This window comes from Klebsiella sp. KPN54798, assembly GCF_021184225.1.
GTDB lineage: Bacteria > Pseudomonadota > Gammaproteobacteria > Enterobacterales > Enterobacteriaceae > Klebsiella > Klebsiella pneumoniae.
Map to the genome: position 1 here is coordinate 2,870,892 of NZ_CP089234.1, position 22,738 is coordinate 2,893,629.

Sequence of the window (22,738 nt, forward strand, 5' to 3'; positions counted from 1 at the left end):
CGCCGGGACTACCCCGGCGGTTTTTATCTTTATGGAGTAAGTGACTATGTCGACTAAACCGTTTGTTTATCAGGATCCGTTTCCTCTGGCGCACGACGATACGGAATACTATCTGCTCAGCAAAGAGCACGTCTCCGTCGCCGAATTTGACGGCCAGCAGGTCCTGAAAGTTGAGCCGCAGGCGCTGACCCTGCTCGCTCAGCAGGCCTTCCACGACGCCGCCTTTATGCTGCGCGTCTCCCATCAGCAACAGGTCGCCTCGATTTTGCTCGACCCGGAAGCCAGCGATAACGATAAATATGTCGCCCTGCAGTTCCTGCGCAACTCGGAAATTGCCGCCAAGGGCGTGCTGCCCACCTGCCAGGATACCGGGACCGCGATTATCATGGGGAAAAAAGGCCAGCGCGTCTGGACCGGCGGTGGCGATGAAGCCGCCCTGGCGCAGGGCGTTTACAACACCTATACCGAAGATAACCTGCGCTACTCACAGAACGCGCCGCTGGATATGTATAAAGAGGTTAACACCGGCACCAACCTGCCGGCGCAGATCGATCTCTATAGCGTCGACGGTGAAGAATATAAGTTCCTGTGCATGGCGAAAGGCGGCGGTTCCGCCAACAAAACCTATCTGTACCAGGAAACCAAGGCCCTGATCACCCCGGCGAAGCTGAAAAACTACCTCGTTGAGAAGATGCGCACTCTCGGCACCGCCGCCTGCCCGCCGTACCACATCGCGTTTGTGATCGGCGGCACCTCAGCGGAAGCGACGCTGAAGACCGTCAAACTGGCCTCGACCCGCTATTACGACGGTCTGCCGACCGAAGGTAACGAACACGGTCAGGCGTTCCGCGACGTGCAGCTGGAGCAGGAGTTGCTGCAGGAAGCGCAGAACCTCGGCCTCGGCGCGCAGTTCGGCGGGAAATACTTCGCCCACGATATCCGGGTGATCCGTCTGCCGCGCCACGGCGCCTCCTGCCCGATCGGCATGGGTGTCTCCTGCTCCGCCGACCGTAACATCAAAGCGAAAATCAACCGCGACGGTATCTGGATCGAGAAGCTGGAGAACAATCCGGGAAAATATATTCCTGAGCATCTGCGTCAGGCCGGCGAAGGCGAGGTGGTAAGCATCAACCTGAATCAGCCGATGAGCGAGATCCTGGCGCAGCTGTCGGCACATCCGGTCTCCACCCGCCTGAGCCTTAACGGCACCATTATCGTGGCCCGCGACATCGCCCACGCCAAGCTGAAGGAGCTTATCGACAACGGCGAGGCGCTGCCGCAGTACGTCAAAGATCACCCGATCTACTACGCGGGCCCGGCAAAAACGCCAGCCGGTTACGCTTCCGGCTCCCTCGGCCCAACCACTGCCGGCCGCATGGACTCTTACGTTGATCTGCTGCAGTCCCACGGCGCGAGCATGGTGATGCTGGCGAAAGGCAACCGCAGCCAGCAGGTGACCGATGCCTGCCATAAACACGGCGGCTTCTACCTTGGAAGCATCGGCGGCCCGGCGGCAGTGCTCGCCCAGCAGAGTATCAAGAGCCTCGAGTGCGTGGCCTATCCGGAACTGGGGATGGAAGCTATCTGGAAAATCGAAGTGGAAGATTTTCCGGCGTTTATCCTCGTCGATGATAAAGGCAACGACTTCTTCCAGCAGATCCAGAATAAGCAGTGCGCGGGCTGTAAACAGCACGGCTAACGCTATCCTCTGACGCTGATATCAGGCCGTCGCCGTTTGGGCGACGGCTTTTTTTATGTCCGCGTTTCCCCAGCTTGAATTCACTTCGCACCAGGCTATGCTCAACTACAAGCCCTCCGTTTTTTACTGAAAAATAACAATAATTCTTATCTCAGGTGCCTCAATGAACAGGATGAGCATCGTTATCCTCTGGGCGCTGGCGCTGCTGGTGCTCCAGCCGGCGCTGGCCGCCGAACCGCGACAGCAGCCAACCGCGCGCGAGCAGGCACGCACGGTCACGATTTTCCACCAACCTGTCGTTATGTTGCAGGCCACCTTTGGCCAGACCACGCCCGAAGAGCGCGTTTTGCGCACCCGCAGCGCCCTGCGCGCCTTCACCGAAGATGATATTCGCCAGCCGCTGCGGGTCGTGCCGGTTATCCGCTATGGTCAGCCAGGCAGACTGTTGCTGATGAACGGCAAACCGGTGCTGCTGCTGAGCCAGGCGGATCTCGACGAGGGCGATGATTTAACCCTCGACCAGGCAGCCCAGCGGGTGCTGGCGCGTATGGAAGCCCAGCGCACCAGCCTCCAGGAGCAGTTCAACAACCGCTATCTGTTCATCTCCGCCGGTAAAGCCCTGGCCGGGGCGCTGCTGCTGGCGCTGTTCCACTACGGTGCCTTCCGCGCCTGGCGGCGGGTGCGACGCTTTTTCCTGCTGCAGATCCTCGAAAAACGTAGCGCCATACCCCAGCACTGGCGGCGCTATCTCGGCAATATTGAAGTTCGACTCTATGCTGTGCTGGTCATCTTTCTCGGCATGCTGGCCTGTTATCTCTGGCTGAGCTGGGCCTTCAGCCTGTTTCCCTGGACGCGGGTGTGGAGCGAATCGCTGGGCGACTGGTCGCTGGGGGTGATCCGCGACCTCACTCTGTCGATTGTCGCCTCCCTGCCGGGGCTGATGATCGTGGTGCTTATTTTCCTTCTCACCTGGCTTATCATTCGCCTGGTGAAGGTGGTTCTCGACCAGGTCGCCGCCGGCCGCATTCAGGTTCCCGGCATTCATCCGGAGACCGTTAGCGCCACCCGTCGACTTATCTCGGTGGTCATCTGGTTGTTTGCCCTCTCCGCCGCCTACCCGTTCCTTCCCGGCGCCAACTCTCTCGCCTTCAAAGGCATTAGCGTGTTCTTCGGCCTGATGCTGACCCTCGGGTCAACCGGAGTGATGACCCATGCGATGAGCGGCCTGGTGCTGATCTACTCTCGGGCGCTGCGCAAAGGCGACTGGATCCGCCTCGCCGATAATGAGGGTCAGGTCAGCGAGATTGGCGTACTGGCGACCAAAATTCTCACCCGCGAAAATTACATCGTTACCGTCCCGAACGCGGTGGTGGTGAGCGGGAAAATTATTAATCTCAGCGCCGAAAGCGCCGACGGTGGAGTCAACCTCACCACCAGCGTCACCATCGGCTACGATACGCCGTGGCGTCAGGTCCATGCGCTGCTGGAGCTGGCGGCGAGACGCACCCCGGGGATCGATCAGCAAATTGCGCCGGTGGTGCGTAAGCTGGGATTGCTTGACTGGTACACCTCGTATGAGCTGCAGGTGCGCTTACTCCCCACAACCAAGCTGCCGGATGGCCGCAACGCATTGCATAGCAGCATTATTGATGTGTTTAACGAATTCGGCGTGCAGATTATGTCGCCGAACTTTGTGATGCAGCCAAAGGCGGCGGTAGTGGTACCGCAGGAAGCCTGGTACGCCGCCCCGGCCGTCGCGCCGCAGGAGCCTGAGAAATAAGGGTTAACGTAGCGGCATTTCCGCCGGGTGGCGGCTGCGCCTTACCCGGCCAGGGGTTCGTGCGGCCTGTCACTCATTTACCCATTTGCGCGACTGAAACTGCCGGTGCTGGCGGCCTCAAAATCGCTGAGACGTTCCCGGAAGGCCGGGGCAGCCCGCATGGATGCGGGCTGAGGGCCGTGTTTTGCAGGGACGCTGCCTCGGCCCGACCCGCAGCCTGCAGGGATAAGTCGAAGGGACCGCGCAGTGGCGATTTTGCTGGCCGGAGCCCGGGGGTACAGGGGGCGGCGGCGACTGGCCGCCCCCTGTGCGCTCCCTGCGCCATAAGAGACAGAACGCAGAAGATCAACCGGGAGCGCAATCTGCCCGGAATTAACATAGAAGTTGTAGCCCTGCCAAACATAGTGCGAACAGGGACATTTCCGGTTGTGCCTTTATTTCGCCGGGTGGCGGCTGCGCCTTACCCGGCCTACGGGGTCTACAGGCGATCTTTGCTTCCCAGGCCCGGCAAGCGCTGCGCCGGAGGGCAATCTATCGGCGCCGTACCCGGCCTACAACGACTGCCGGGCAAGCCGACTCGGACGACGACTCAACCCTGCGCGGCGTCGATGTCGTCAAACACCTGCTGCGCCAGATGCATCGTGGCATTGGCCGCCGGCAGCCCGCAGTACAGCGCAGAGTGCATGATCAGCTCTTTCAGCTCATCGCGGGTCACCCCGTTGTTAAACGACGCGCGTAGATGCATCTTCAGCTCCGCCTCGCGATTGAGAGCGATCAGCATGGCAATAGTGATCATGCTGCGGGTATGGTGATCGAGCCCCGGACGCGTCCAGGTCTCGCCCCAGGCATAGCGGGTAATAAAGTCCTGAAACTCATCATTCAACGGCGTCAGATGCTGCAGCGTACGGTCGACGTGGGCGTCGCCCAATACTTTGCGCCGTACCGCCATCCCGTCCTGATAGCGCTGTTTATCATCCATGGCGTTCCCCCTGGAAAAAGCTCAGCAGCGCCGAAGTAAAGCTTTTCGGCGCCTCAATGTTAGACAGATGCGATGCCGCCAGAACCACCACCTCGGAGGCGGGGATCTGCTGCTGCAGGAAATGAGCGTCACCAACCGTGGTGACAGGGTCACTTTCCCCGGCGATGATTAGCGTCGGCAGCGGGATCTGCCCCACTTCGCCCCGCAGGTCGGCGGCGGCCAGCGCCTCACAGCAGGCGGCATAGCCTTCAGCATCGGTATGGGTCAGCTGGTGACAAAGCGCCTCGACCACCTCCGGCGCCTTCTGGCGAAACGCGTGGGTAAACCAGCGGTCTGCCGCTCCGGCGGCCACCACCGCCATCCCCTCCTGACGTACGGCCCGCGCCCGCGACAGCCAGCTGGCCTGATCGCCAATGCGCGCCGCGGTGTTGGCGACCGCCAGACCATGAAAACGCTCCGGCGCAAAGCGTCCCAGCCACAGGCCGGTCAAACCGCCCATCGAGATCCCGCAGAACCAGGCGCGGTCGATATTCAGGTGATCGAGCAGCGCAATCACATCCTCACCCAACTGGGCGAGGGTCACTTTGCCATTTTTCGTCGTTTTACCGTGGCCGTGCGTGTCGTAGCGCAGCACCCGGAAATGGGCGGTTAACGCCTCGATCTGCGGCTGCCACATCGCCCGGGTGGTGCCCAGCGAATTGGAGAGGACGATAACCGGCGCGCCATCCGGCCCGTCGAGTTGATAATCAAGATTCATCACGTTGCTCCTGATAACGCGCCAGCACCTGGCGCACAAAGCGTTCGGCGCTGCCGGTCGCCGTTGCCGGGTCCAGCAGCGTGGTTAAGCGTTCACGAGAGAGATACTGACTGACCTGTGGGTCAGCCGCGAGCAGATCGACCAGCGGGCAGTGACGGTCCAGCGCCTGGCGGCACAGCGCCTCGATATGATGATGCGCCTCGGCTTTGCCAATGAATTCCGCCAGCGCCAGAGTCACCGCCTCAGCCATAATCAGCCCATGGGTGATATCGAGATCGGCGCGCATTTTCTGCGGGAAAACCTGCATGTCGCGCACCAGCGCCTCGCTTTGCGCCAACGCCCCGCCCACCAGGGTAATTAGCTCCGGCAGGGTCTCCCACTCCGCCTGCCAGCCGCCCAGCGCCCGCTCATGCTGCTGGAGTTGGCTGGCGTAGAGCGTCGCCATCAGCCCCGGCGTACGCTGGGCGGCGGTCAGGATCGCCGCGCAGGCCACCGGATTGCGCTTATGCGGCATCGTCGACGAGCCGCCGCGGCCTTCCGCCACCGGCTCGCCGACCTCAGCCACTTCGGTCTGCATCAGCAGGGAGAAATCGTTAGCGAATTTCCCCAGCGTGCCGCAGACGCCGGCGAACCAGGCGCCCGCCTCCAGCAGCCGATCGCGCTGGCTGTGCCACGGAGTATCCGGCAGCGACAGACAGAGGATCTGCGCCAGCGCCAGGCCAACCGCCGGCCCTTTCTCTTTTAGCGCGTCCAGAGTGCCCGCGGCGCCGCCGAACTGCAGCACCAGCAGTCGCGGACGCATCTCGCGCAGTCGCTGCTGCCAGCGCAGGAGCGCGTCGAGGGTGCCCGCCAGCTTCAGGCCAAAGGTCACCGGCAGCGCGTGCTGCATCCAGGTCCGTCCCGGCATCACGGTATCGCGATAACGATCCGCCTGGAGAGCCAGGGCCGCCAACAGCTGCTCAAGCAGAGTCTCAGCGGCATCCAGCGCCCCGCGCAGCTGGAGAACCAGTCCGGTGTCGATGGCGTCCTGGCTGGTAGCGCCCCAGTGAACGTAGCGCGCAGCCTCGGGATCTTGCGCTTTTACCTGCGCCGTCAGCTGTTTCACCAGTGGGATCGCCAGGTTACCGGCTCCCACCGCCGCCTCGCCCAGCGCGGCAAAATCGATGGCCTCGTGGCGGCAGGCCGCCACAATTGGCCCGACCGCTTCCGGCGGCACCATCCCGCAGGCGGCCTGCGCTTGCGCCAGCGCCGCTTCAAAATCCAGCATGCCCTGCACCCGCTGCACGTCGCTGAACCAGTCGGTTAGCGGACTGCTGCGCAGCATCGGGGTCAACAAACTCATTCTGGCTCCTTAAACGCGTTCAATAATCAGGGCGATCCCCTGTCCGACGCCGATGCACATGGTGCACAGGGCGTAACGACCGCCGGTCCGTTTCAGCTGATAAGCCGCGGTCATCGCCAGCCGGCCGCCGGAGGCGCCGAGCGGGTGGCCCAGCGCAATCGCCCCGCCGTTAGGGTTCACGTGGGCGGCATCGTCCGGTAAGCCCAAATCACGGGTCACCGCCAGCGCCTGCGCGGCGAAGGCTTCATTCAGCTCAATGACATCCATCTGGCCTAATGTCAGGCCGGTCTGCGCCAGCACCTTGCGCACCGCCGGCGCCGGGCCAAACCCCATGATCCGCGGCGCAACGCCCGCCGTCGCCACGCCGACCACCCGGGCCAGCGGCTGAAGATCGTTAGCCGACAGCGCCGTCTCGCTGGCCAGCAGCAGCGCGCAGGCGCCGTCGTTAACCCCGGAGGCGTTACCGGCGGTAACGCTGCCGTCGGCGCGCACCACGCCGCGCAGTTTAGCCAGCGCCTCCAGCGAGGTGCTGCGCGGGTGCTCATCGCGGCTAAACAGCAGCGGCTCGCCTTTGCGCTGCGGCACCTGGACGGCGATCAGCTCATCGGCGAAACGCCCCGCCTCTTGCGCCGCGGCGGTGCGCAACTGACTGCGTAAGGCGAACGCGTCCTGATCGGCACGGGAGATGGCAAACTCATCGGCGACGTTTTCCGCCGTCTCCGGCATGGAATGCACGCCGTACAGGGCTTTCATCTGCGGGTTAATAAAGCGCCAGCCGATGGTGGTATCCTCCATCTGCATGCTGCGGCTAAAGGCGCTCTCCGCCTTCCCCATCACAAACGGCGCGCGGGACATGCTCTCCACCCCGCCGGCGATCATCAGCTGCGTCTCCCCGCTTTTAATCGCCCGCGCCGCGACGCCGATCGCGTCAAGGCTGGAACCGCACAGGCGGTTGATGGTGCTCCCGGGCACGCTCTCCGGCAGGCCGGCCAGCAGCAGCGCCATCCGCGCCACGTTGCGGTTATCTTCCCCGGCCTGGTTGGCGCAGCCAAAGATCACATCGTCAATGCGCGAGGGATCCAGTCCCGGGTTCCGCGCCAGCAGCGCTTTCAGCGGCAGCGCCGCCAGGTCGTCAGCGCGCATCGTCGCCAGGGCACCGCCGAAACGGCCAAAGGGTGTACGCACCGCATCACAGATAAATGCCTGATTCATCATAGGTTCCTTACGCGCTTTCCGCCAGTTGTTGAAAGGTCAGCGCCACCGGAGTGATGCGCTGCAGCTCTTCAAAAGAGAGGCCGTTAAAGATTTCCCGCACCACCGGGCCGCGGTCGGTGATGTCGATCACCGCCAGGTCGGTATAGATCCGGCTGACGCAGCCGACGCCGGTCAGCGGGTAGCTGCACTGCGCCACCAGCTTGCACTCGCCGTCACGGGTCAGGTGGTCCATCATCACAAATACCTGGCGGGCGCCGATGGCCAGATCCATCGCCCCGCCAACGGCCGGGATCGCATCCGGCGCACCGGTGCTCCAGTTGGCGAGGTCGCCGCTGGCGGAAACCTGATAGGCCCCCAGCACGCAGATATCGAGATGGCCGCCGCGCATCATGGCGAAGGAGTCGCCGTGGTGGAAATAGCAGCCCCCCTGCAGGAGGGTGACATACTCTTTACCGGCATTGATCAGCTCGGGATCTTCTTCCCCGGGCTGCGGTTTCGGCCCCATCCCCAGCAGGCCGTTTTCGCTGTGCAGGAACACCTCTTTGTCGGCGGGCAGGTAATTGGCGATGCGGGTCGGCAGGCCGATACCGAGGTTGACGTAAGCGCCTTCGGGAATATCGCGGGCCACGCGCTGGGCCATTTCGTCACGGGTCAGTTTTTGCATGTCGGGCTCCTCAGGCGCGTTGTGCGGCAGTCAGGTTTTCCAGCGAGAAGACGCGCTGGACGAAAATGCCGGGGGTGATGATGTTTTCCGGGTCGAGGTCGCCCAGCGCCACCAGCTGCGAGACCTCTACGATGGTGGTTTTCGCCGCTGTCGCCATGATCGGGCCAAAGTTGCGCGCCGCCTTGCGATAGACCAGGTTGCCCCAGCGGTCGCCCTGGTGGGCTTTAATCAGCGCGAAATCGGCTTTGATCGGGTACTCCAGCACGTAGTGGCGACCGTCGATTTCCCGTGTCTCCTTGCCTTCCGCCAGCGGCGTGCCGTAGCCGGTGGGGGTAAATACCGCCCCCAGCCCGGCGCCGGCCGCCTGGATCCGCGCCGCGAGGTTGCCCTGCGGCACCAGCTCCAGCTCCACTTTGCCGCGACGGTAGAGATCATCGAAAATCTGCGAATCCACCTGGCGCGGAAAGGAGCAGATCATTTTGCGCACCCGGCCCGCTTTGAGCAGCGCGGCGAGACCCACTTCCCCGTTGCCGGCGTTGTTATTTATGATGGTCAGGTCGCGAGCGCCCTGGTCAATCAGGGCGTCAATCAGAAAGGTCGGCTGGCCGGCGGGGCCAAAGCCGCCGATCATAATAGTCGCCCCATCGTGGATCCCGGCGATGGCCTCGCTCAGCGTCGATACGCTTTTATCAATCATCAGGTCGCTCCAGTGATGTGCGGTAATCGCACTTTTATTCGTTGTTCGCACAAAATGTGACCCGCTTAACGATGTCGGTCAAGGGCGATAATCGAAATATGGTGCGATAATCGAACATCGGTTATCTTTAGCGAAAGAATGTGATCGATGGCAAATATGGGGAACAGAAATGGACAAGCATCCAGACGATTTACTGACCGGCGACGGCGATCCGTTTAAAGGCGATCCTAACTTTATGGCCTCCCTGGCGCGGGGTCTGGAGGTGATTCAGGCGTTCACACCGCAGCGGCCCCTGCTGTCTATCTCACAGATCAGTCAGAAGACCGGCATCCCGCGCGCCGCGGTGCGCCGCTGCCTGTATACCCTGAGCAAGCTGGGGTTCGTGTATGCCGAAGACGGTAAGAATTTCCAGCTGCGGCCGCGGATCCTGGCGCTGGGCCACGCCTGGCTGGCCTCGACGCCGCTGGCGCGTTCGGCGCAGCCGGTGCTGCGGCATCTGAGCGAAATGCTCAATGAGTCCTGCTCCATCGCGACCCTCGACGGCGACGATATCCTGTATATCGCCCGCGCCTCCAGCTCGCGGATTATGACCATCGACCTGGATATCGGCAGTCGCCTTCCGGCGTGGGCGACCTCGATGGGCCGGGTGCTGCTGAGCCATCAGCCGGAGGAGAAGCTCAACGATATGCTGGCCCGGGTGACCATGATCCGCTATACCCCACAGACGGTGGATTCGGTGGCGAAGCTGCGCGCCGAACTGAAACGGGTGCATCAGCAGGGGTATGCCCTCAACGATCAGGAGCTGGAGATGGGGCTGCGCTCCCTCGCGGTCCCGCTGTTTAACGCTCAGGGGCAGGTCCAGGCGGCGCTCAACGTCGGGGTGCATGCGGGCCAGATGACGGCCCGCGAGATGATCGAGCGCGTGCTGCCGGAGCTGCAAAAAGCCGCCCGCGAGCTGACGCTGCTTCTGCGCTAACGACTGCGCTTGGCGTGCTGCTCCCAGGTCTCCTGCTTCGCCTGCGCCGATTTACGCAGCGCAACATAGCAGGCGCCGCTGCCGCCATGATGCGGAAGCGCGGCGCAGAAGGCCTGCACCTCCGGCAGCTCTTCCAGCCAGCGCGCCAGATAGCTGCGGATAATATTGGCGTGGGACTGGTCGTCGCGGCCTTTGCCGTGAACGATCAGCACATTGCGTAACCCCTCTTTCTGCGCCTGCACCATAAAGGCGAAGAGCATCTGCCGGCACTGTTCCACCGGCTGGCGCAGCAGGGAGAGGCTCGCCTGCTGGCTGTATTTCCCCCGCCGCAGCTTATCCAGCACGCCGCTCTGCAGCCCTTCTCGCTTAAACTCCAGCGGCGTGGCGAGCGGCACGATATCGAGATAGCCGGTGGTGAGAAAATTATCCAGCTGCAGGGTATCGACGCGTTGCGGGGCCCGGCTGTTACGCCCGGGATGCCAGTGCACGTCATTGTTACGTTTCAGAGGCTGGACATCTTCCATGGCGTCAAGAAACAGGGATTTGTCATCAAGGTTCATGGGCTCTCCTCCAGCGGCTGTCGCCAGCTACTATAGCCGCCTCGCGCTCCCCTCTCAACGCGTTTAGCCGCGTTCGCTGGCAAAGTGAGCGCGACGGACGATTAAGGAAACAATTGTCGGCTCTGGCGGCGGAACAGGGTGATTAACGACGCCGTGAGCGGCGTCTGCCGGGTATCGCGCCGCTGGATCAGATAATAGGTGGCGGTGGGTAACACTTCACGGATGGGGATCATCACCAGTTTGTCGGCCATCAGCGGGTCGTTGCCCAGATCCACCGGCAGGATGCTGAGAAAATCACTTTTCACCACCAGGCTGATGCAGGATGAGAACGTTTCGCAGACGATCCCCACCTTTGGCTCCCGTCCCAGCTGTTCGAAGCGCTCCTGCAGCTGCTTGAAGTAGCTGCCGCGCGGCGTCGGCATGGTCCAGTGGTGATCCATCAACTCCCCCAGCGAGGTGGCCTGCGCCGCCGGATGGCCCGCGCGGGCGAACACCGCGAACGGTTTCTCAAACAGTTTCTCAAAGCTGAACTCATGGTCGTACGGCCCGGGGTAATAGGTATTAATGGTGAAATCCAGCTCCCCCTGGCGCAGCTCATTAATCATCGCCAGCAGCTGACCCTCCATGATCCGCACCTTCACCTGCGGATGCTGCTGATGAAAGCGGCAGATCACCGACGGCATCAGCGACCGGGCGACGCTGGCGCCAAGGCCAATATTAATTTGCCCGGCCTGTTCCCCCTGGCGCTGCAGCAGTTCATCCTGCGCCGCCCGCAGCTCCTCAAGGATCAGGCTCGCATGTTGATAAAAACTTTCGCCATTGTCGGTTAACGCCACCCCCTGGCTGCGGCGGACGAACAGCTGGGCGGAAAGCCCCTCCTCCAGCTCTTTAATCGCTTTGGTCAGCGCCGGCTGCGAGACCGCCAGCGCCCGGCTGGCGCCACGGATACTGCCTTCCCGGGCTACTTCGACGAAGGCGCGAATTTGATGAAATTTAATCTGAAATGCCATGCTTTTAGTGATAACCGTTGCTTATCAGACAGAAGAAAATGACATCTACTGTAATCCATCAGGCTGTGGCAGGTTAAGGGTGTTAAGGCCTGTAGCGCGTCAGTGATAAACAAAAGCTATCACATCGTGAACGCCGTCACATTTTTTACTTATGACAGGATAAGCTATGCCGCAACTTGATGAATACCTCCGCCAGCTGGCGCCCTCCATGACCCAATGGCGCCGTGATTTTCACCTGCACGCTGAATCCGGCTGGCTGGAGTTTCGCACCGCCAGTAAGGTCGCGGATATTCTTGACGGGCTAGGCTATCAGCTGGCGCTAGGCCGCGACGTCATCGATGCCGACAGCCGGATGGGGCTGCCGGACGAGGAGACCCTGGCCCAGGCTTTCGAACGCGCCCGCGAACAGGGCGCGCCGGAGCGCTGGCTGCCGGCGTTTGAAGGCGGTTTCGCCGGCGTGGTGGCCACGCTCGACACCGGGCGGCCCGGACCAACCCTGGCCTTTCGCGTCGATATGGATGCCCTCGATCTCAACGAACAGCATGACGATAGCCACCGCCCCCATCGCGATCATTTCGCCTCCTGCAACGCCGGCATGATGCACGCCTGCGGCCATGACGGCCATACCGCCATCGGGCTGGGGCTGGCGCATGTGCTCAAGCAGTATGCCGCCCAGCTCAATGGCGTCATTAAACTGATTTTCCAGCCTGCTGAAGAGGGTACCCGCGGCGCCCGCGCGATGGTGGCCGCCGGCGTGGTTGATGACGTGGATTATTTCACGGCGATCCATATCGGGACCGGCGTCCCGGCAGGTACCGTCGTCTGCGGTGGAGACAACTTTATGGCCACCACCAAATTCGACGTGCAGTTCAGCGGCGTGGCCGCCCACGCCGGCGGCAAGCCCGAGGACGGGCGCAACGCGCTGCTGGCCGCCGCCCAGGCCGCCCTTGGCCTGCACGCCATCCCGCCGCACAGCGCCGGCGCCTCGCGGGTCAACGTCGGGGTGATGCAGGCCGGTACCGGGCGCAACGTGGTGCCCTCTTCCGCGCTGTTAAAAGTGGAAACCCGCGGCGAAAGCGAAGCCATTAATCAGTACGTGTTCGAGCGGGCGCAGCACGTCGTCGCCGGGGCTGCGGCGATGTACGAAGCCCGCTACGAACTGCGCATGATGGGCGCGGCGACCGCCAGCGCACCGTCGCCGGCGTGGGTGGACTATCTGCGCGAACAGGCCGCCCGGGTGCCCGGCGTGCAACAGGCGGTGGATCGCATCGCCGCCCCGGCGGGCTCGGAAGACGCCACCCTGATGATGGCCCGGGTCCAGGCGCGCGGCGGCCTCGCCTCGTACATGATTTTCGGCACTGAACTCAGCGCCGGTCACCACAACGAAAAGTTTGACTTCGACGAGAGCGTGATGGCGGTAGCGGTCGAAACCCTGGCGCGCGTCGCGCTTAACTTTCCCTGGCAGCGGGGGGTGTAATGGAAGCCATTTTTCAGTTTGTGGACGAGGTGGTTGAGGCACAACGCGACACTTACTGCGCCATCGCCGACGACATCTGGGACCACCCGGAGACCCGCTTTGAGGAGTTCTGGTCAGCCCAACGGCTGGCCGACGCCCTGGAGGCGGAAGGTTTTCAGCTCACCCGCGATGCTGGCGGGATCCCGAATGCCTTTATCGCCAGCGTCGGTGAGGGCCAACCGGTCATTGCCCTGCTCGGCGAATTTGACGCCCTGGCGGGACTCAGCCAGCAGGCCCACAGCGCGGAACCGACGCCCTTGACACCGGGAGCCAACGGCCACGGCTGTGGGCACAATCTGCTCGGCACCGCGGCATTCGCCGCGGCGGTTGCCGCCAAAGGCTGGCTGCAGCAGCACGGCGACAGCGGCACTCTGCGCTTCTACGGTTGTCCTGGCGAGGAAGGCGGTTCGGGAAAAACCTTTATGGTGCGCGAAGGGTTGTTTGATGATGTCGATGCGGCGCTGACCTGGCATCCGGAAGCCTGGGCCGGGATGTTCAGCACCCGCACCCTCGCCAACATTCAGGCGGCATGGCGATTTACCGGCACCGCGGCCCACGCCGCTAATTCGCCGCACCTGGGCCGGAGCGCGCTGGATGCCGTCACCCTGATGACCACCGGCAGCAATTTCCTCAATGAACATATCATCGAGAAGGCGCGCGTCCATTACGCCATTACCGATACCGGCGGCGTCTCGCCCAACGTGGTGCAGGCGCAGGCGGAAGTGCTGTATTTGATCCGCGCGCCGGAGATGGCCGACGCTGAGCAAATCTTCGCCCGCATAGAGAAGATTGCCCAGGGGGCCGCGCTGATGACCGAGACCCAGGTCAGCTGCCGCTTTGAAAAAGCCTGCTCCAGCTATCTGCCCAACCGCACGCTTGAGGCGGCGATGTATCAGGCGGTCTGTCATTACGGTACCCCCGCCTGGAGCGACGAGGAACGCGCTTTTGCCGCGGCGATCCGCGCCACTCTCAGCGCCAATGATATTAACAACAGCCTGAACAATATTGCCGGCACCAGTGGCGAGGAAGGCAAAACGTTCGCTCGTCGCCACCGCGACACCTTGCTGATTGATGAGGTGGCGCCCTGGGCGGCCACGGATAACGTCCTCGCCGGATCCACCGACGTCGGCGATGTTAGCTGGAAAGCGCCGGTGGCCCAGTGCTTCAGCCCGTGCTTCGCGGTGGGTACCCCGCTGCACAGCTGGCAGCTGGTGAGCCAGGGCAGAACCTCCATTGCCCATAAAGGGATGTTGCTGGCGGGGAAAGTCCTCGCGGCGACCGCCATCCGTTTATTCAGCGACAGCGCCCTGCTGGAGGCCAGCCAGCAAGAGCTCAGGCAGGTACTGGCCGAACGCCCCTATCGTTGCCCGATCCCGGCGGAGGTGAGTCCGTCCGTTTTACGATAACCACTTAGAGGCTACTCCTGGCCAACGCTGACCGGATCGCGGCACGCACCGCCCATAATAACCGCCGGCAGTACGGGAGCAGGCCTGCCCAACACAACAACGACAACAGAGGAATGCCCATGAGTATGTCATCCATACCGTCATCTTCCCCCGGCGGAAAGCGCTATGGCTGGGTAGAGAAGATCGGTAACAAGGTCCCGCACCCGTTTTTGCTGTTTATCTATCTCATCGCCGTGCTGATCGCTGCCACGGCAATCCTCTCCGCCCTCAACGTTGGGGTACAAAACCCAACTGACGGTTCGCGGGTGGTGGTCAAAAACCTGCTCAGCGTGGAAGGATTGCACTGGTTTTTGCCGAACGTGATTAAAAATTTCAGCGGTTTCGCGCCGCTGGGGGCGATCCTCGCCCTGGTGCTGGGCGCCGGCTTTGCCGAGCGGGTGGGCCTGTTACCGGCGTTGATGGTCAAGATGGCCTCGCACGTCAGCGCCCGCTATGCCAGCTATATGGTGCTGTTTATCGCCTTTTTCAGCCATATCTCTTCCGATGCGGCGCTGGTGATTATGCCGCCGCTGGGAGCGCTGATGTTTCTTGCCGTCGGTCGGCATCCTGTCGCTGGTCTGCTGGCGGCGATAGCCGGCGTGGGCTGCGGCTTTACCGCCAATCTACTGATTGTCACCACCGACGTGCTGCTCTCCGGGATCAGCACCGAGGCGGCAAAGTCCATCGATGCCTCTTTGCACGTCAGTGTGATCGACAACTGGTACTTTATGGCGACCTCGGTGATCGTTCTGACGCTCGTCGGCGGACTGATCACCGATAAGCTGGTCGAGCCGCGGCTGGGCCAGTGGCAAGGCAGTCGTGATGAAAAGCTGCAGACGCTGACGCCCGCGGAGCGGTTCGGCCTGCGCATCGCCGGCGTGGCGACGCTGGTATTCGTGGCGGTCATCGCCCTGATGGTGGTCCCCGAAAACGGTATTCTTCGCGATCCGGTTCAGCATACGGTCATGCCCTCGCCGTTTATCAAAGGCATCGTGCCGCTAATTATCTTTTTCTTCTTTGTCGTGTCGCTGGCATACGGCATCGCCACCGGCAAAATTCGCCGCCAGGCCGACCTGCCGCAGTTGATGATTGAGCCGATGAAAGAGATGGCCGGGTTTATCGTGATGGTCTTCCCGCTGGCGCAGTTCGTGGCGATGTTCAACTGGAGCAACATGGGCAAGTTTATGGCCGTCGGTCTGACGGACCTGCTGGAGAGTTCAGGCATGAACGGTGTTCCGGCGTTTGTCGGCCTTGCGCTGCTGTCGGCTTTTCTGTGTATGTTTATCGCCAGCGGCTCGGCCATCTGGTCGATTCTGGCGCCGATCTTCGTGCCAATGTTTATGCTGTTGGGCTTTCACCCGGCGTTTGCGCAGATCCTGTTTCGTATCGCTGATTCATCGGTGCTGCCGCTGGCGCCGGTGTCACCGTTTGTGCCGTTGTTTCTCGGCTTTCTACAGCGCTACCGGCCGGATGCCCGCCTCGGCACCTACTATTCGCTGGTGCTCCCTTACCCGCTGATTTTTCTCGCCGTCTGGCTGCTGTTGCTGGTGGGCTGGTATCTGGTGGGACTGCCGATCGGCCCTGGCATCTATCCTCGGCTGTCTTAACCCACCGATGCGCCAGGGACGGCCGCCTTAGCTTAACGCGATATCTTCACTTTGAACTTACGGGTCGCTTCCCCGGCTCCGGCGAATATGCCGAAAAGCGCGCGATACCCCCGCTCAAGCAACAGCGACATACCGTGAATAACCAGACCGCTGAAGATCAGTACGATTACGCCAGTCAGTATATATTGCATAGCTCCACCTCTGAGTTATTAACCGCGCCGCGCCGACGCGGTAGCACTTTCCCGAGCGCGCACAGCGGCGCGGAGGACCGACGTCGTCAGCTTAAAAGTAGCAAAAACCCTGTCCGGTAACCCGCCAGGATCGATCCAAAAATAAATCATCGTGGCGATCGCAGAATGCCTCCACGGCGGATAGCCCGCCGTGCTATCTGGCGATGCGGTTTTACCTTTTGGGAGTATAGTTGACTGCCGTCAGCGCGTGGTATCGTGTGCCTCTCATGTACGATGGTGGATGACAGAAACGATGTTGACCTTGCTGCAGGATAAAATGGATACCCCGCTGGGGCCGTTGTGGGTGCTTTGCGACGAACAGTTTAATTTGCGCGCCGTCGAGTGGGACGAGCACCGCGATCGGATGGAAACGCTGCTCGACGTACACTATCGTCGGGAAGGCTATCAGCGCGTCGACTGCCGCAATCCCGGCGGTCTCAGCAGTAAGCTGAGCGACTATTTTGCCGGCGATTTAGCCATTATCGAGACTCTGCCTACCGCCACCGCCGGCACCCCTTTTCAGCGCCAGGTCTGGCAGGCGTTACGCGATATCCCCTGTGGCCAGGTGATGCACTACGGCCAACTGGCCGAGGCGCTCGGTCGTCCCGGCGCCGCGCGCGCGGTGGGCGCCGCCAATGGCGCCAATCCGGTGAGTATCGTGGTGCCCTGCCATCGGGTCATCGGGCGCAACGGCACCATGACCGGCTATGCCGGCGGCGTACAGCGTAAAGAGTGGCTTTTGCGTCATGAGGGCTATCTGTTGCTTTGACTGAAAATGCCTTTTCTGGAATTTTCAGGTAATTTTACAATCAAAAGTGGCGTAATAATCTGTTTTTAATCAAATAGATACACAGTCGATTTGATTTACCCTGCTGATATTACGTGTTTCCGGGCCTGAAGACTTACCTGCTGATCAAAAAGATGTTAAAATTGACCAATATCAATTAAGGCCTGAGCAGACATATGATCCCTGAGAAGCGAATTATTCGACGCATTCAGTCTGGCGGTTGTGCAATCCATTGTCAGGATTGCAGCATTAGCCAGCTCTGCATCCCCTTTACTCTGAACGAGCATGAGCTTGATCAGCTGGATAATATTATCGAGCGGAAAAAGCCTATCCAGAAAGGTCAAACCTTGTTCAAAGCCGGTGATGAGCTGAAGTCGTTGTACGCTATTCGCTCCGGGACCATCAAAAGCTATACCATCACCGAGCAAGGTGATGAGCAGATCACTGGCTTCCATCTGGCGGGCGACCTGGTGGGCTTTGACGCCATCGGCACCGGTCTGCACCCGAGCTTTGCGCAGGCGCTGGAAACCTCGATGGTCTGCGAGATCCCCTTCGAAACCCTTGACGATCTTTCCGGAAAAATGCCCAATCTGCGTCAGCAGATGATGCGCCTGATGAGCGGCGAGATTAAAGGCGACCAGGATATGATCCTGTTGCTTTCCAAAAAGAATGCCGAAGAGCGCCTGGCCGCGTTTATCTATAACCTTTCTCGTCGTTTCGCCCAGCGCGGCTTCTCACCACGTGAGTTCCGGCTGACCATGACCCGCGGCGATATTGGCAACTATCTCGGCCTCACCGTCGAAACCATCAGCCGTCTGCTGGGCCGTTTTCAGAAAAGCGGCATGCTGGCGGTGAAAGGCAAATATATCACTATTGAAAACAGCGATCTGCTGGCCCAGTTGGCCGGGCAGGCGCGCAACGTCGCTTAATCTCTGCGCAATACCTGGTCACGATCGGCAATTTTTTCAGATTTGTTGATCTGACCAGGCTCCTCCCCTGTTTCAATTCATCCATATAGGTTATCTTTTTAATAACTGACGGTAGCTGCAGTTGTAAGGAGACCCTGTATGGCGAAGTATCAGAGCATGCTGGTAGTAATCGATCCTAACCAGGACGACCAGCCGGCGCTAAGGCGAGCGGTGTACCTGCACCAACGGATTGGTGGACGCATCAAAGCCTTTTTACCGATCTATGATTTTTCCTATGAAATGACCACCCTGCTGTCGCCGGACGAGCGGACGGCAATGCGCCAGGGCGTCATTGCCCAACGAACGGCCTGGATCCGCGAGCAGGCGAAATTCTACCTGGAATCGGGCGTGCCGATTGACGTGAAAGTGGTGTGGCACAACCGTCCCTTCGAAGCGATTATTCAGGAGGTGGTCAGTGAGAAACACGATCTGCTGCTGAAGATGGCCCACCAGCACGACAAACTGGAGGCGGTGATCTTTACCCCGACGGACTGGCATCTGCTGCGTAAATGCCCTTGCCCGGTGTGGATGGTCAAAGACCAGCCGTGGCCGGAAGGCGGCAAAGCGCTGGTCGCCGTCAATCTCGCCAGTGAAGAGAATTATCACAACACCCTTAACGAGAAGCTGGTTCGCGAGACGCTGTCGCTGGCGGAAGAAGTCAACCACACTGAAGTGCACCTGATCGGTGCCTACCCGGTGACGCCGATCAATATCGCGATAGAACTGCCGGATTTTGATCCCAGCGTCTACAACGACGCCATTCGCGGCCAGCATCTGCTGGCGATGAAAGCGCTGCGGCAGAAGTTTGGCATCGATGAAAAATTCACCCACGTCGAAAAAGGACTGCCTGAAGAGGTGATCCCGGACCTCGCCGAGCATCTGCAGGCGGGGATCGTGGTGCTGGGAACGGTCGGACGTACCGGCCTGTCGGCGGCGTTCCTCGGCAATACCGCGGAACAGGTTGTCGACCACCTGCGCTGTGACCTGCTGGTGCTGAAACCGGAGGCCTACCAGACGCCGGTGGAACTGGACGACGACGACGACGATTAACCGCTACCACTCATCTTCCCCCGCCTCGCGGGGGATTTTTTTGCTTGCTGCCAGCCAGGCACAAAAAAAGGGCCGTTGGCGGCCCCTGTCACTGTCCAGCGAGAATGGCTTAGTGGATACCCAGACGCCAGGCCAGATCGATCTCTTCTTTCAGCTCCAGCGAGGAGAGCGCCATCAGGTCAGCAAACTCCAGCTCCAGCAGTTTAAGTTTTTTCAGATACTGCGCTGGGGTCATGACGGTGGGGTCGCGGCGTAAGAATTCGATGGCCATCTGCGTTGGGGTTAACTCGGTATCCATAATATCCTCTGTCTGATGTAAGAACCGGAACATTATATCACCTCTTGCCGCTTATTTTATGAACAATTCCAGGTATCTCCCTGCATATAAAAAAGCCGTCTCACAGGAGACGGCTTATAAACAAACGTTGTAAAACAATTATGTTACATTACAGCGCTTTCAGGATCGCATCGACGCTGGCTTTAGCATCGCCAAACAGCATATGAGTGTTCTCTTTAAAGAACAGCGGGTTCTGTACGCCGGCGTAACCGGTGTTCATTGAACGCTTAAAGACCACCACATTCTGCGCTTTCCACACCTCGAGCACCGGCATGCCGGCGATCGGGCTCTTCGGATCGTCCTGCGCCGCCGGGTTGACGGTATCGTTGGCGCCGATCACTAGCACGGTGTCGGTGTCGCTGAAATCGTCGTTGATCTCATCCATCTCCAGCACGATGTCGTAAGGCACTTTGGCTTCCGCCAGCAGGACGTTCATATGCCCCGGCAGGCGCCCGGCCACCGGATGAATACCAAAGCGAACTTTGATACCCCGCGCCCGCAGCTTCTCGGTAATTTCTGCTACCGGATACTGCGCCTGAGCCACCGCCATACCGTAGCCCGGGGTGATGATCACCGAGTGCGAGTTTTTCAGCATCTCCGCCGTCTCTTCGGCACTAATCTCGCGATGCTCGCCCACTTCTTCATCGCCGCCGCTGGAGGAACCATCGGTGCCGAAGCCCCCGGCGATCACGCTGATAAAGGAGCGGTTCATCGCCTTACACATAATGTAAGAGAGGATGGCGCCGGAAGAGCCCACCAGCGCGCCGGTGACGATCAGCAGGTCATTACTCAGCATAAAGCCCGCCGCCGCCGCCGCCCAGCCCGAGTAGGAGTTGAGCATCGAGACCACCACCGGCATGTCCGCACCGCCGATAGAGGCCACCAGGTGCCAGCCAAAGGCCAGCGCGATCGCGGTCATCACCAGCAGGCACAGGACCTGGGTGCCGGTGCTGTCAGAGCGAACAAAAATCACCATCAGGATGAAGGAAACCACCAGCGCCGCCAGGTTCAGCTTATGGCGATTGGGCAGCATCAGCGGCCTGGAGGAAATTTTGCCGCGCAATTTACCAAACGCCACCACCGAACCGGTGAAGGTCACCGCGCCGATGAAGATCCCGAGGAACACTTCGGTCAAATGAATATTGACCAGAATTTGCTCCATACCGGTTTCATGCTGCAGGTAGCTGTTGAAACCCACCAGCACCGCTGCCAGCCCCACGAAGCTGTGCAGGATAGCCACCAGCTCCGGCATCTCGGTCATCTCGACCTTCTTCGCCAGACGAATACCGATCGCCCCGCCGATCACCATCGCAAGAATAATCCAGCCGACGTTGCCGGCGTCCGGCCCCAGGATGGTAGCGATCAGGGCAATGGCCATCCCGGCGATGCCGAAATAGTTGCCCTGCTGCGACGTTTCGTGTTTCGACAGGCCCGCCAGGCTGAAAATAAACAGGATTGCAGCAACAATGTATGCAGCCGTTACTAATCCACCAGACATGTGCTACCCCTTATCCTTTGCGAAACATTTTCAGCATGCGCTGAGTCACGGTAAAACCACCGAAAATATTAATGCTGGCGATCAGCACCGCGATAAAGCTCAGGAAGCTGACCCAGCCGCCGTGGCCTATCTGCAACAACGCGCCAACCACGATAATGCCCGAAATGGCATTGGTCACCGACATCAGCGGCGTATGCAGCGCATGGGAGACGTTCCACACCACGTAGTAACCCACCACGCAGGCCAGCGCGAAGACGGTGAAATGGCCGAGGAACTCTTTTGGCGCCACGTTGGCCAGCCAGCCGAAGAGAATAATCGCCAGCGCCATCAGCGCATATTTGCGCCACGGCGACGCCGGTTTCACCGCTTCTTTCGGCGCTTCCACTTTTTTCGCCGCGGCCTGCGGCTGAGCGGAGACCTGAATCGGCGGCGCCGGCCAGGTGATTTCACCTTCGCGAACAACGGTCACGCCGCGCACTACCACGTCATCGAAATCGATAACGATATTGCCGTCTTTCTCTTTGCACAGCAGCTTCAGCAGGTTCACCAGGTTGGTGCCGTAGAGCTGGGAGGACTGGGTCGGCAGACGGCCAGGAAGATCGGTGTAACCGATGATTTTCACGCCGTTGGCGGTGGTCACCACTTCGCCCGGTACGGTGTACTCACAGTTGCCGCCGTTTTGCGAGGCCAGATCGACCACCACGCTGCCCGATTTCATGGAGTCGACCATTTCGCGGGTGATCAGCTTCGGCGCCGGTTTGCCCGGGATTAACGCCGTGGTGACAATGATATCGACCTCTTTCGCCTGCGCGGCGAACAGCGCCATTTCAGCCTTAATAAAGGCCTCAGACATCACCTTGGCGTAGCCATCGCCGCTGCCCGCTTCCTCTTTAAAGTCCAGCTCGAGGAACTCGGCACCCATACTCTGCACCTGCTCCTTCACTTCCGGACGGGTATCGAAGGCGCGAACAATAGCGCCCAGGCTGTTGGCGGCGCCAATCGCCGCCAGCCCGGCTACCCCGGCGCCAATGACCATCACCTTGGCGGGCGGAACCTTGCCTGCCGCCGTAATCTGCCCGGTAAAGAATCGACCAAATTCATGCGCCGCTTCAACGATAGCGCGGTACCCGGCGATGTTGGCCATTGAGCTGAGCGCATCCAGCGACTGGGCGCGGGAAATACGCGGCACGGAATCCATCGCCATTACGTTGATATTACGGGCCGCCAGTTTTTCCATCAGCTGCGGGTTTTGCGCCGGCCAGATAAAGCTAATCAGCGTGGTCCCCGGATTCAGCAGGGCAATTTCATCGTCATTCGGAGCATTGACCTTAAGGATGACATCAGACTGCCATACCTCGTCGCCGGTCACGATTTCAGCTCCTGCCTCGGCAAAGGCCTCATCGTCAAAGCTGGCCAGCTTCCCGGCGCCGCTTTCTACCGCGACGCTAAAGCCGAGTTTGAGCAATTGCTCAACGGTCTTCGGCGTGGCGGCGGCCCGGGTCTCCTGGGCTAGCCTTTCTTGTGGTACACCAATACGCATAGTTTTCCCTTCCATCGGTTTTTGATGATGGTTTACTTTTCTGCCCAACAACGCCAGAACGGCAAAATCTTCCTCGCCATC

Annotated in this window: 21 protein-coding genes; 9 read left to right on the plus strand and 12 right to left on the minus strand. The window is 60.6% G+C overall.

Annotated elements, in window-relative coordinates; all coding sequences use genetic code 11:
* The first annotated feature begins 46 nt into the window (after positions 1-46).
* Positions 47-1,699 carry a class I fumarate hydratase FumA gene (fumA, locus tag LPQ25_RS13935; protein WP_015874758.1) on the plus strand — a complete coding sequence of 551 codons (1,653 nt, stop codon included), beginning with the start codon at positions 47-49 and terminating at the stop codon, positions 1,697-1,699.
* 163 nt (positions 1,700-1,862) lie between these two features.
* Positions 1,863-3,479: a mechanosensitive ion channel family protein gene (locus tag LPQ25_RS13940; RefSeq protein ID WP_014907659.1), complete on the plus strand. Its 1,617-nt coding sequence runs from the start codon at positions 1,863-1,865 to the stop codon at positions 3,477-3,479.
* Positions 3,480-4,068: 589 nt separating this feature from the next.
* Here LPQ25_RS13940 and pcaC read toward each other — a convergent pair.
* Genes pcaC through LPQ25_RS13970 form a run of 6 tightly spaced genes read right to left on the minus strand, consistent with a single transcriptional unit; the run spans position 4,069 to position 9,133 of the window.
* Positions 4,069-4,458: a 4-carboxymuconolactone decarboxylase gene (pcaC, locus tag LPQ25_RS13945; RefSeq protein ID WP_004143067.1), complete on the minus strand. Its 390-nt coding sequence runs from the start codon at positions 4,456-4,458 to the stop codon at positions 4,069-4,071.
* Positions 4,451-5,215, minus strand: a complete 765-nt coding sequence (gene pcaD / locus LPQ25_RS13950) for a 3-oxoadipate enol-lactonase (RefSeq protein ID WP_004151556.1) — start codon at positions 5,213-5,215, stop codon at positions 4,451-4,453. The genes pcaC and pcaD overlap by 8 nt, the downstream gene beginning before the upstream one ends.
* Positions 5,205-6,557, minus strand: coding sequence for a 3-carboxy-cis,cis-muconate cycloisomerase (locus LPQ25_RS13955; protein ID WP_014907660.1), 1,353 nt, complete (start codon positions 6,555-6,557; stop codon positions 5,205-5,207). Before LPQ25_RS13955 ends, pcaD begins: the two co-directional genes overlap by 11 nt.
* Before the next feature lie 9 nt (positions 6,558-6,566).
* Positions 6,567-7,769 carry a 3-oxoadipyl-CoA thiolase gene (gene pcaF / locus LPQ25_RS13960; protein WP_004179693.1) on the minus strand — a complete coding sequence of 401 codons (1,203 nt, stop codon included), beginning with the start codon at positions 7,767-7,769 and terminating at the stop codon, positions 6,567-6,569.
* 10 nt (positions 7,770-7,779) lie between these two features.
* On the minus strand, positions 7,780-8,436 hold the full coding sequence (locus tag LPQ25_RS13965; protein WP_004151559.1) for a 3-oxoacid CoA-transferase subunit B: 657 nt from the start codon (positions 8,434-8,436) through the stop codon (positions 7,780-7,782).
* A 10-nt stretch (positions 8,437-8,446) separates the two neighbouring features.
* A complete protein-coding gene (locus LPQ25_RS13970; RefSeq protein WP_002903522.1) occupies positions 8,447-9,133 on the minus strand; it encodes a 3-oxoacid CoA-transferase subunit A in 687 nt (228 codons plus the stop codon).
* A gap of 169 nt (positions 9,134-9,302) precedes the next feature.
* On the opposite strand from LPQ25_RS13970, the gene LPQ25_RS13975 reads away from it, so the two are divergent.
* Complete coding sequence (locus LPQ25_RS13975; protein ID WP_004151560.1) at positions 9,303-10,109, plus strand: IclR family transcriptional regulator domain-containing protein; 807 nt, start codon at positions 9,303-9,305, stop codon at positions 10,107-10,109.
* Here LPQ25_RS13975 and smrA read toward each other — a convergent pair.
* Both smrA and LPQ25_RS13985 read right to left on the minus strand, forming a co-directional pair.
* Entirely contained in the window at positions 10,106-10,669 is a 564-nt protein-coding gene (smrA, locus tag LPQ25_RS13980; RefSeq protein WP_004143055.1) for a DNA endonuclease SmrA, read from the minus strand. The genes LPQ25_RS13975 and smrA overlap by 4 nt on opposite strands.
* Positions 10,670-10,770: 101 nt before the next feature.
* Entirely contained in the window at positions 10,771-11,679 is a 909-nt protein-coding gene (locus LPQ25_RS13985) for a LysR family transcriptional regulator (protein WP_014907661.1), read from the minus strand.
* A 166-nt stretch (positions 11,680-11,845) separates the two neighbouring features.
* Here LPQ25_RS13985 and LPQ25_RS13990 point away from each other — a divergent pair, with 166 nt between their 5' ends.
* From LPQ25_RS13990 to abgT, 3 genes are all read left to right on the plus strand, one after another.
* A complete protein-coding gene (locus tag LPQ25_RS13990; RefSeq protein WP_009760675.1) occupies positions 11,846-13,156 on the plus strand; it encodes a M20 family metallo-hydrolase in 1,311 nt (436 codons plus the stop codon).
* Positions 13,156-14,601 carry a M20 family metallopeptidase gene (locus tag LPQ25_RS13995; RefSeq protein ID WP_004176321.1) on the plus strand — a complete coding sequence of 482 codons (1,446 nt, stop codon included), beginning with the start codon at positions 13,156-13,158 and terminating at the stop codon, positions 14,599-14,601. Before LPQ25_RS13990 ends, LPQ25_RS13995 begins: the two co-directional genes overlap by 1 nt.
* Positions 14,602-14,720: 119 nt before the next feature.
* Entirely contained in the window at positions 14,721-16,247 is a 1,527-nt protein-coding gene (gene abgT, locus LPQ25_RS14000) for a p-aminobenzoyl-glutamate transporter (protein WP_014907663.1), read from the plus strand.
* Positions 16,248-16,279: 32 nt separating this feature from the next.
* Here the strand turns inward: abgT and LPQ25_RS14005 are convergent, their stop codons facing one another.
* Positions 16,280-16,438, minus strand: coding sequence for a hypothetical protein (locus LPQ25_RS14005; RefSeq protein ID WP_002903398.1), 159 nt, complete (start codon positions 16,436-16,438; stop codon positions 16,280-16,282).
* 292 nt (positions 16,439-16,730) lie between these two features.
* On the opposite strand from LPQ25_RS14005, the gene ogt reads away from it, so the two are divergent.
* The 3 genes from ogt (at position 16,731) to uspE (ending at position 19,282) form a co-directional block, all read left to right on the plus strand.
* Entirely contained in the window at positions 16,731-17,246 is a 516-nt protein-coding gene (gene ogt, locus LPQ25_RS14010) for a methylated-DNA--[protein]-cysteine S-methyltransferase (RefSeq protein WP_004224598.1), read from the plus strand.
* 194 nt (positions 17,247-17,440) lie between these two features.
* Positions 17,441-18,193, plus strand: coding sequence for a fumarate/nitrate reduction transcriptional regulator Fnr (fnr, locus tag LPQ25_RS14015; RefSeq protein WP_002903394.1), 753 nt, complete (start codon positions 17,441-17,443; stop codon positions 18,191-18,193).
* A gap of 138 nt (positions 18,194-18,331) precedes the next feature.
* On the plus strand, positions 18,332-19,282 hold the full coding sequence (gene uspE / locus LPQ25_RS14020) for a universal stress protein UspE (RefSeq protein WP_002903391.1): 951 nt from the start codon (positions 18,332-18,334) through the stop codon (positions 19,280-19,282).
* Between the two features lie 109 nt (positions 19,283-19,391).
* Here the strand turns inward: uspE and LPQ25_RS14025 are convergent, their stop codons facing one another.
* From LPQ25_RS14025 to pntA, 3 genes are all read right to left on the minus strand, one after another.
* A complete protein-coding gene (locus LPQ25_RS14025) occupies positions 19,392-19,580 on the minus strand; it encodes a YdiH family protein (RefSeq protein ID WP_002903388.1) in 189 nt (62 codons plus the stop codon).
* 148 nt (positions 19,581-19,728) lie between these two features.
* Positions 19,729-21,117, minus strand: coding sequence for a Re/Si-specific NAD(P)(+) transhydrogenase subunit beta (gene pntB, locus LPQ25_RS14030; RefSeq protein WP_002903386.1), 1,389 nt, complete (start codon positions 21,115-21,117; stop codon positions 19,729-19,731).
* A 10-nt stretch (positions 21,118-21,127) separates the two neighbouring features.
* Positions 21,128-22,657, minus strand: coding sequence for a Re/Si-specific NAD(P)(+) transhydrogenase subunit alpha (gene pntA, locus LPQ25_RS14035; RefSeq protein ID WP_004148265.1), 1,530 nt, complete (start codon positions 22,655-22,657; stop codon positions 21,128-21,130).
* Positions 22,658-22,738 lie beyond the last annotated feature (81 nt).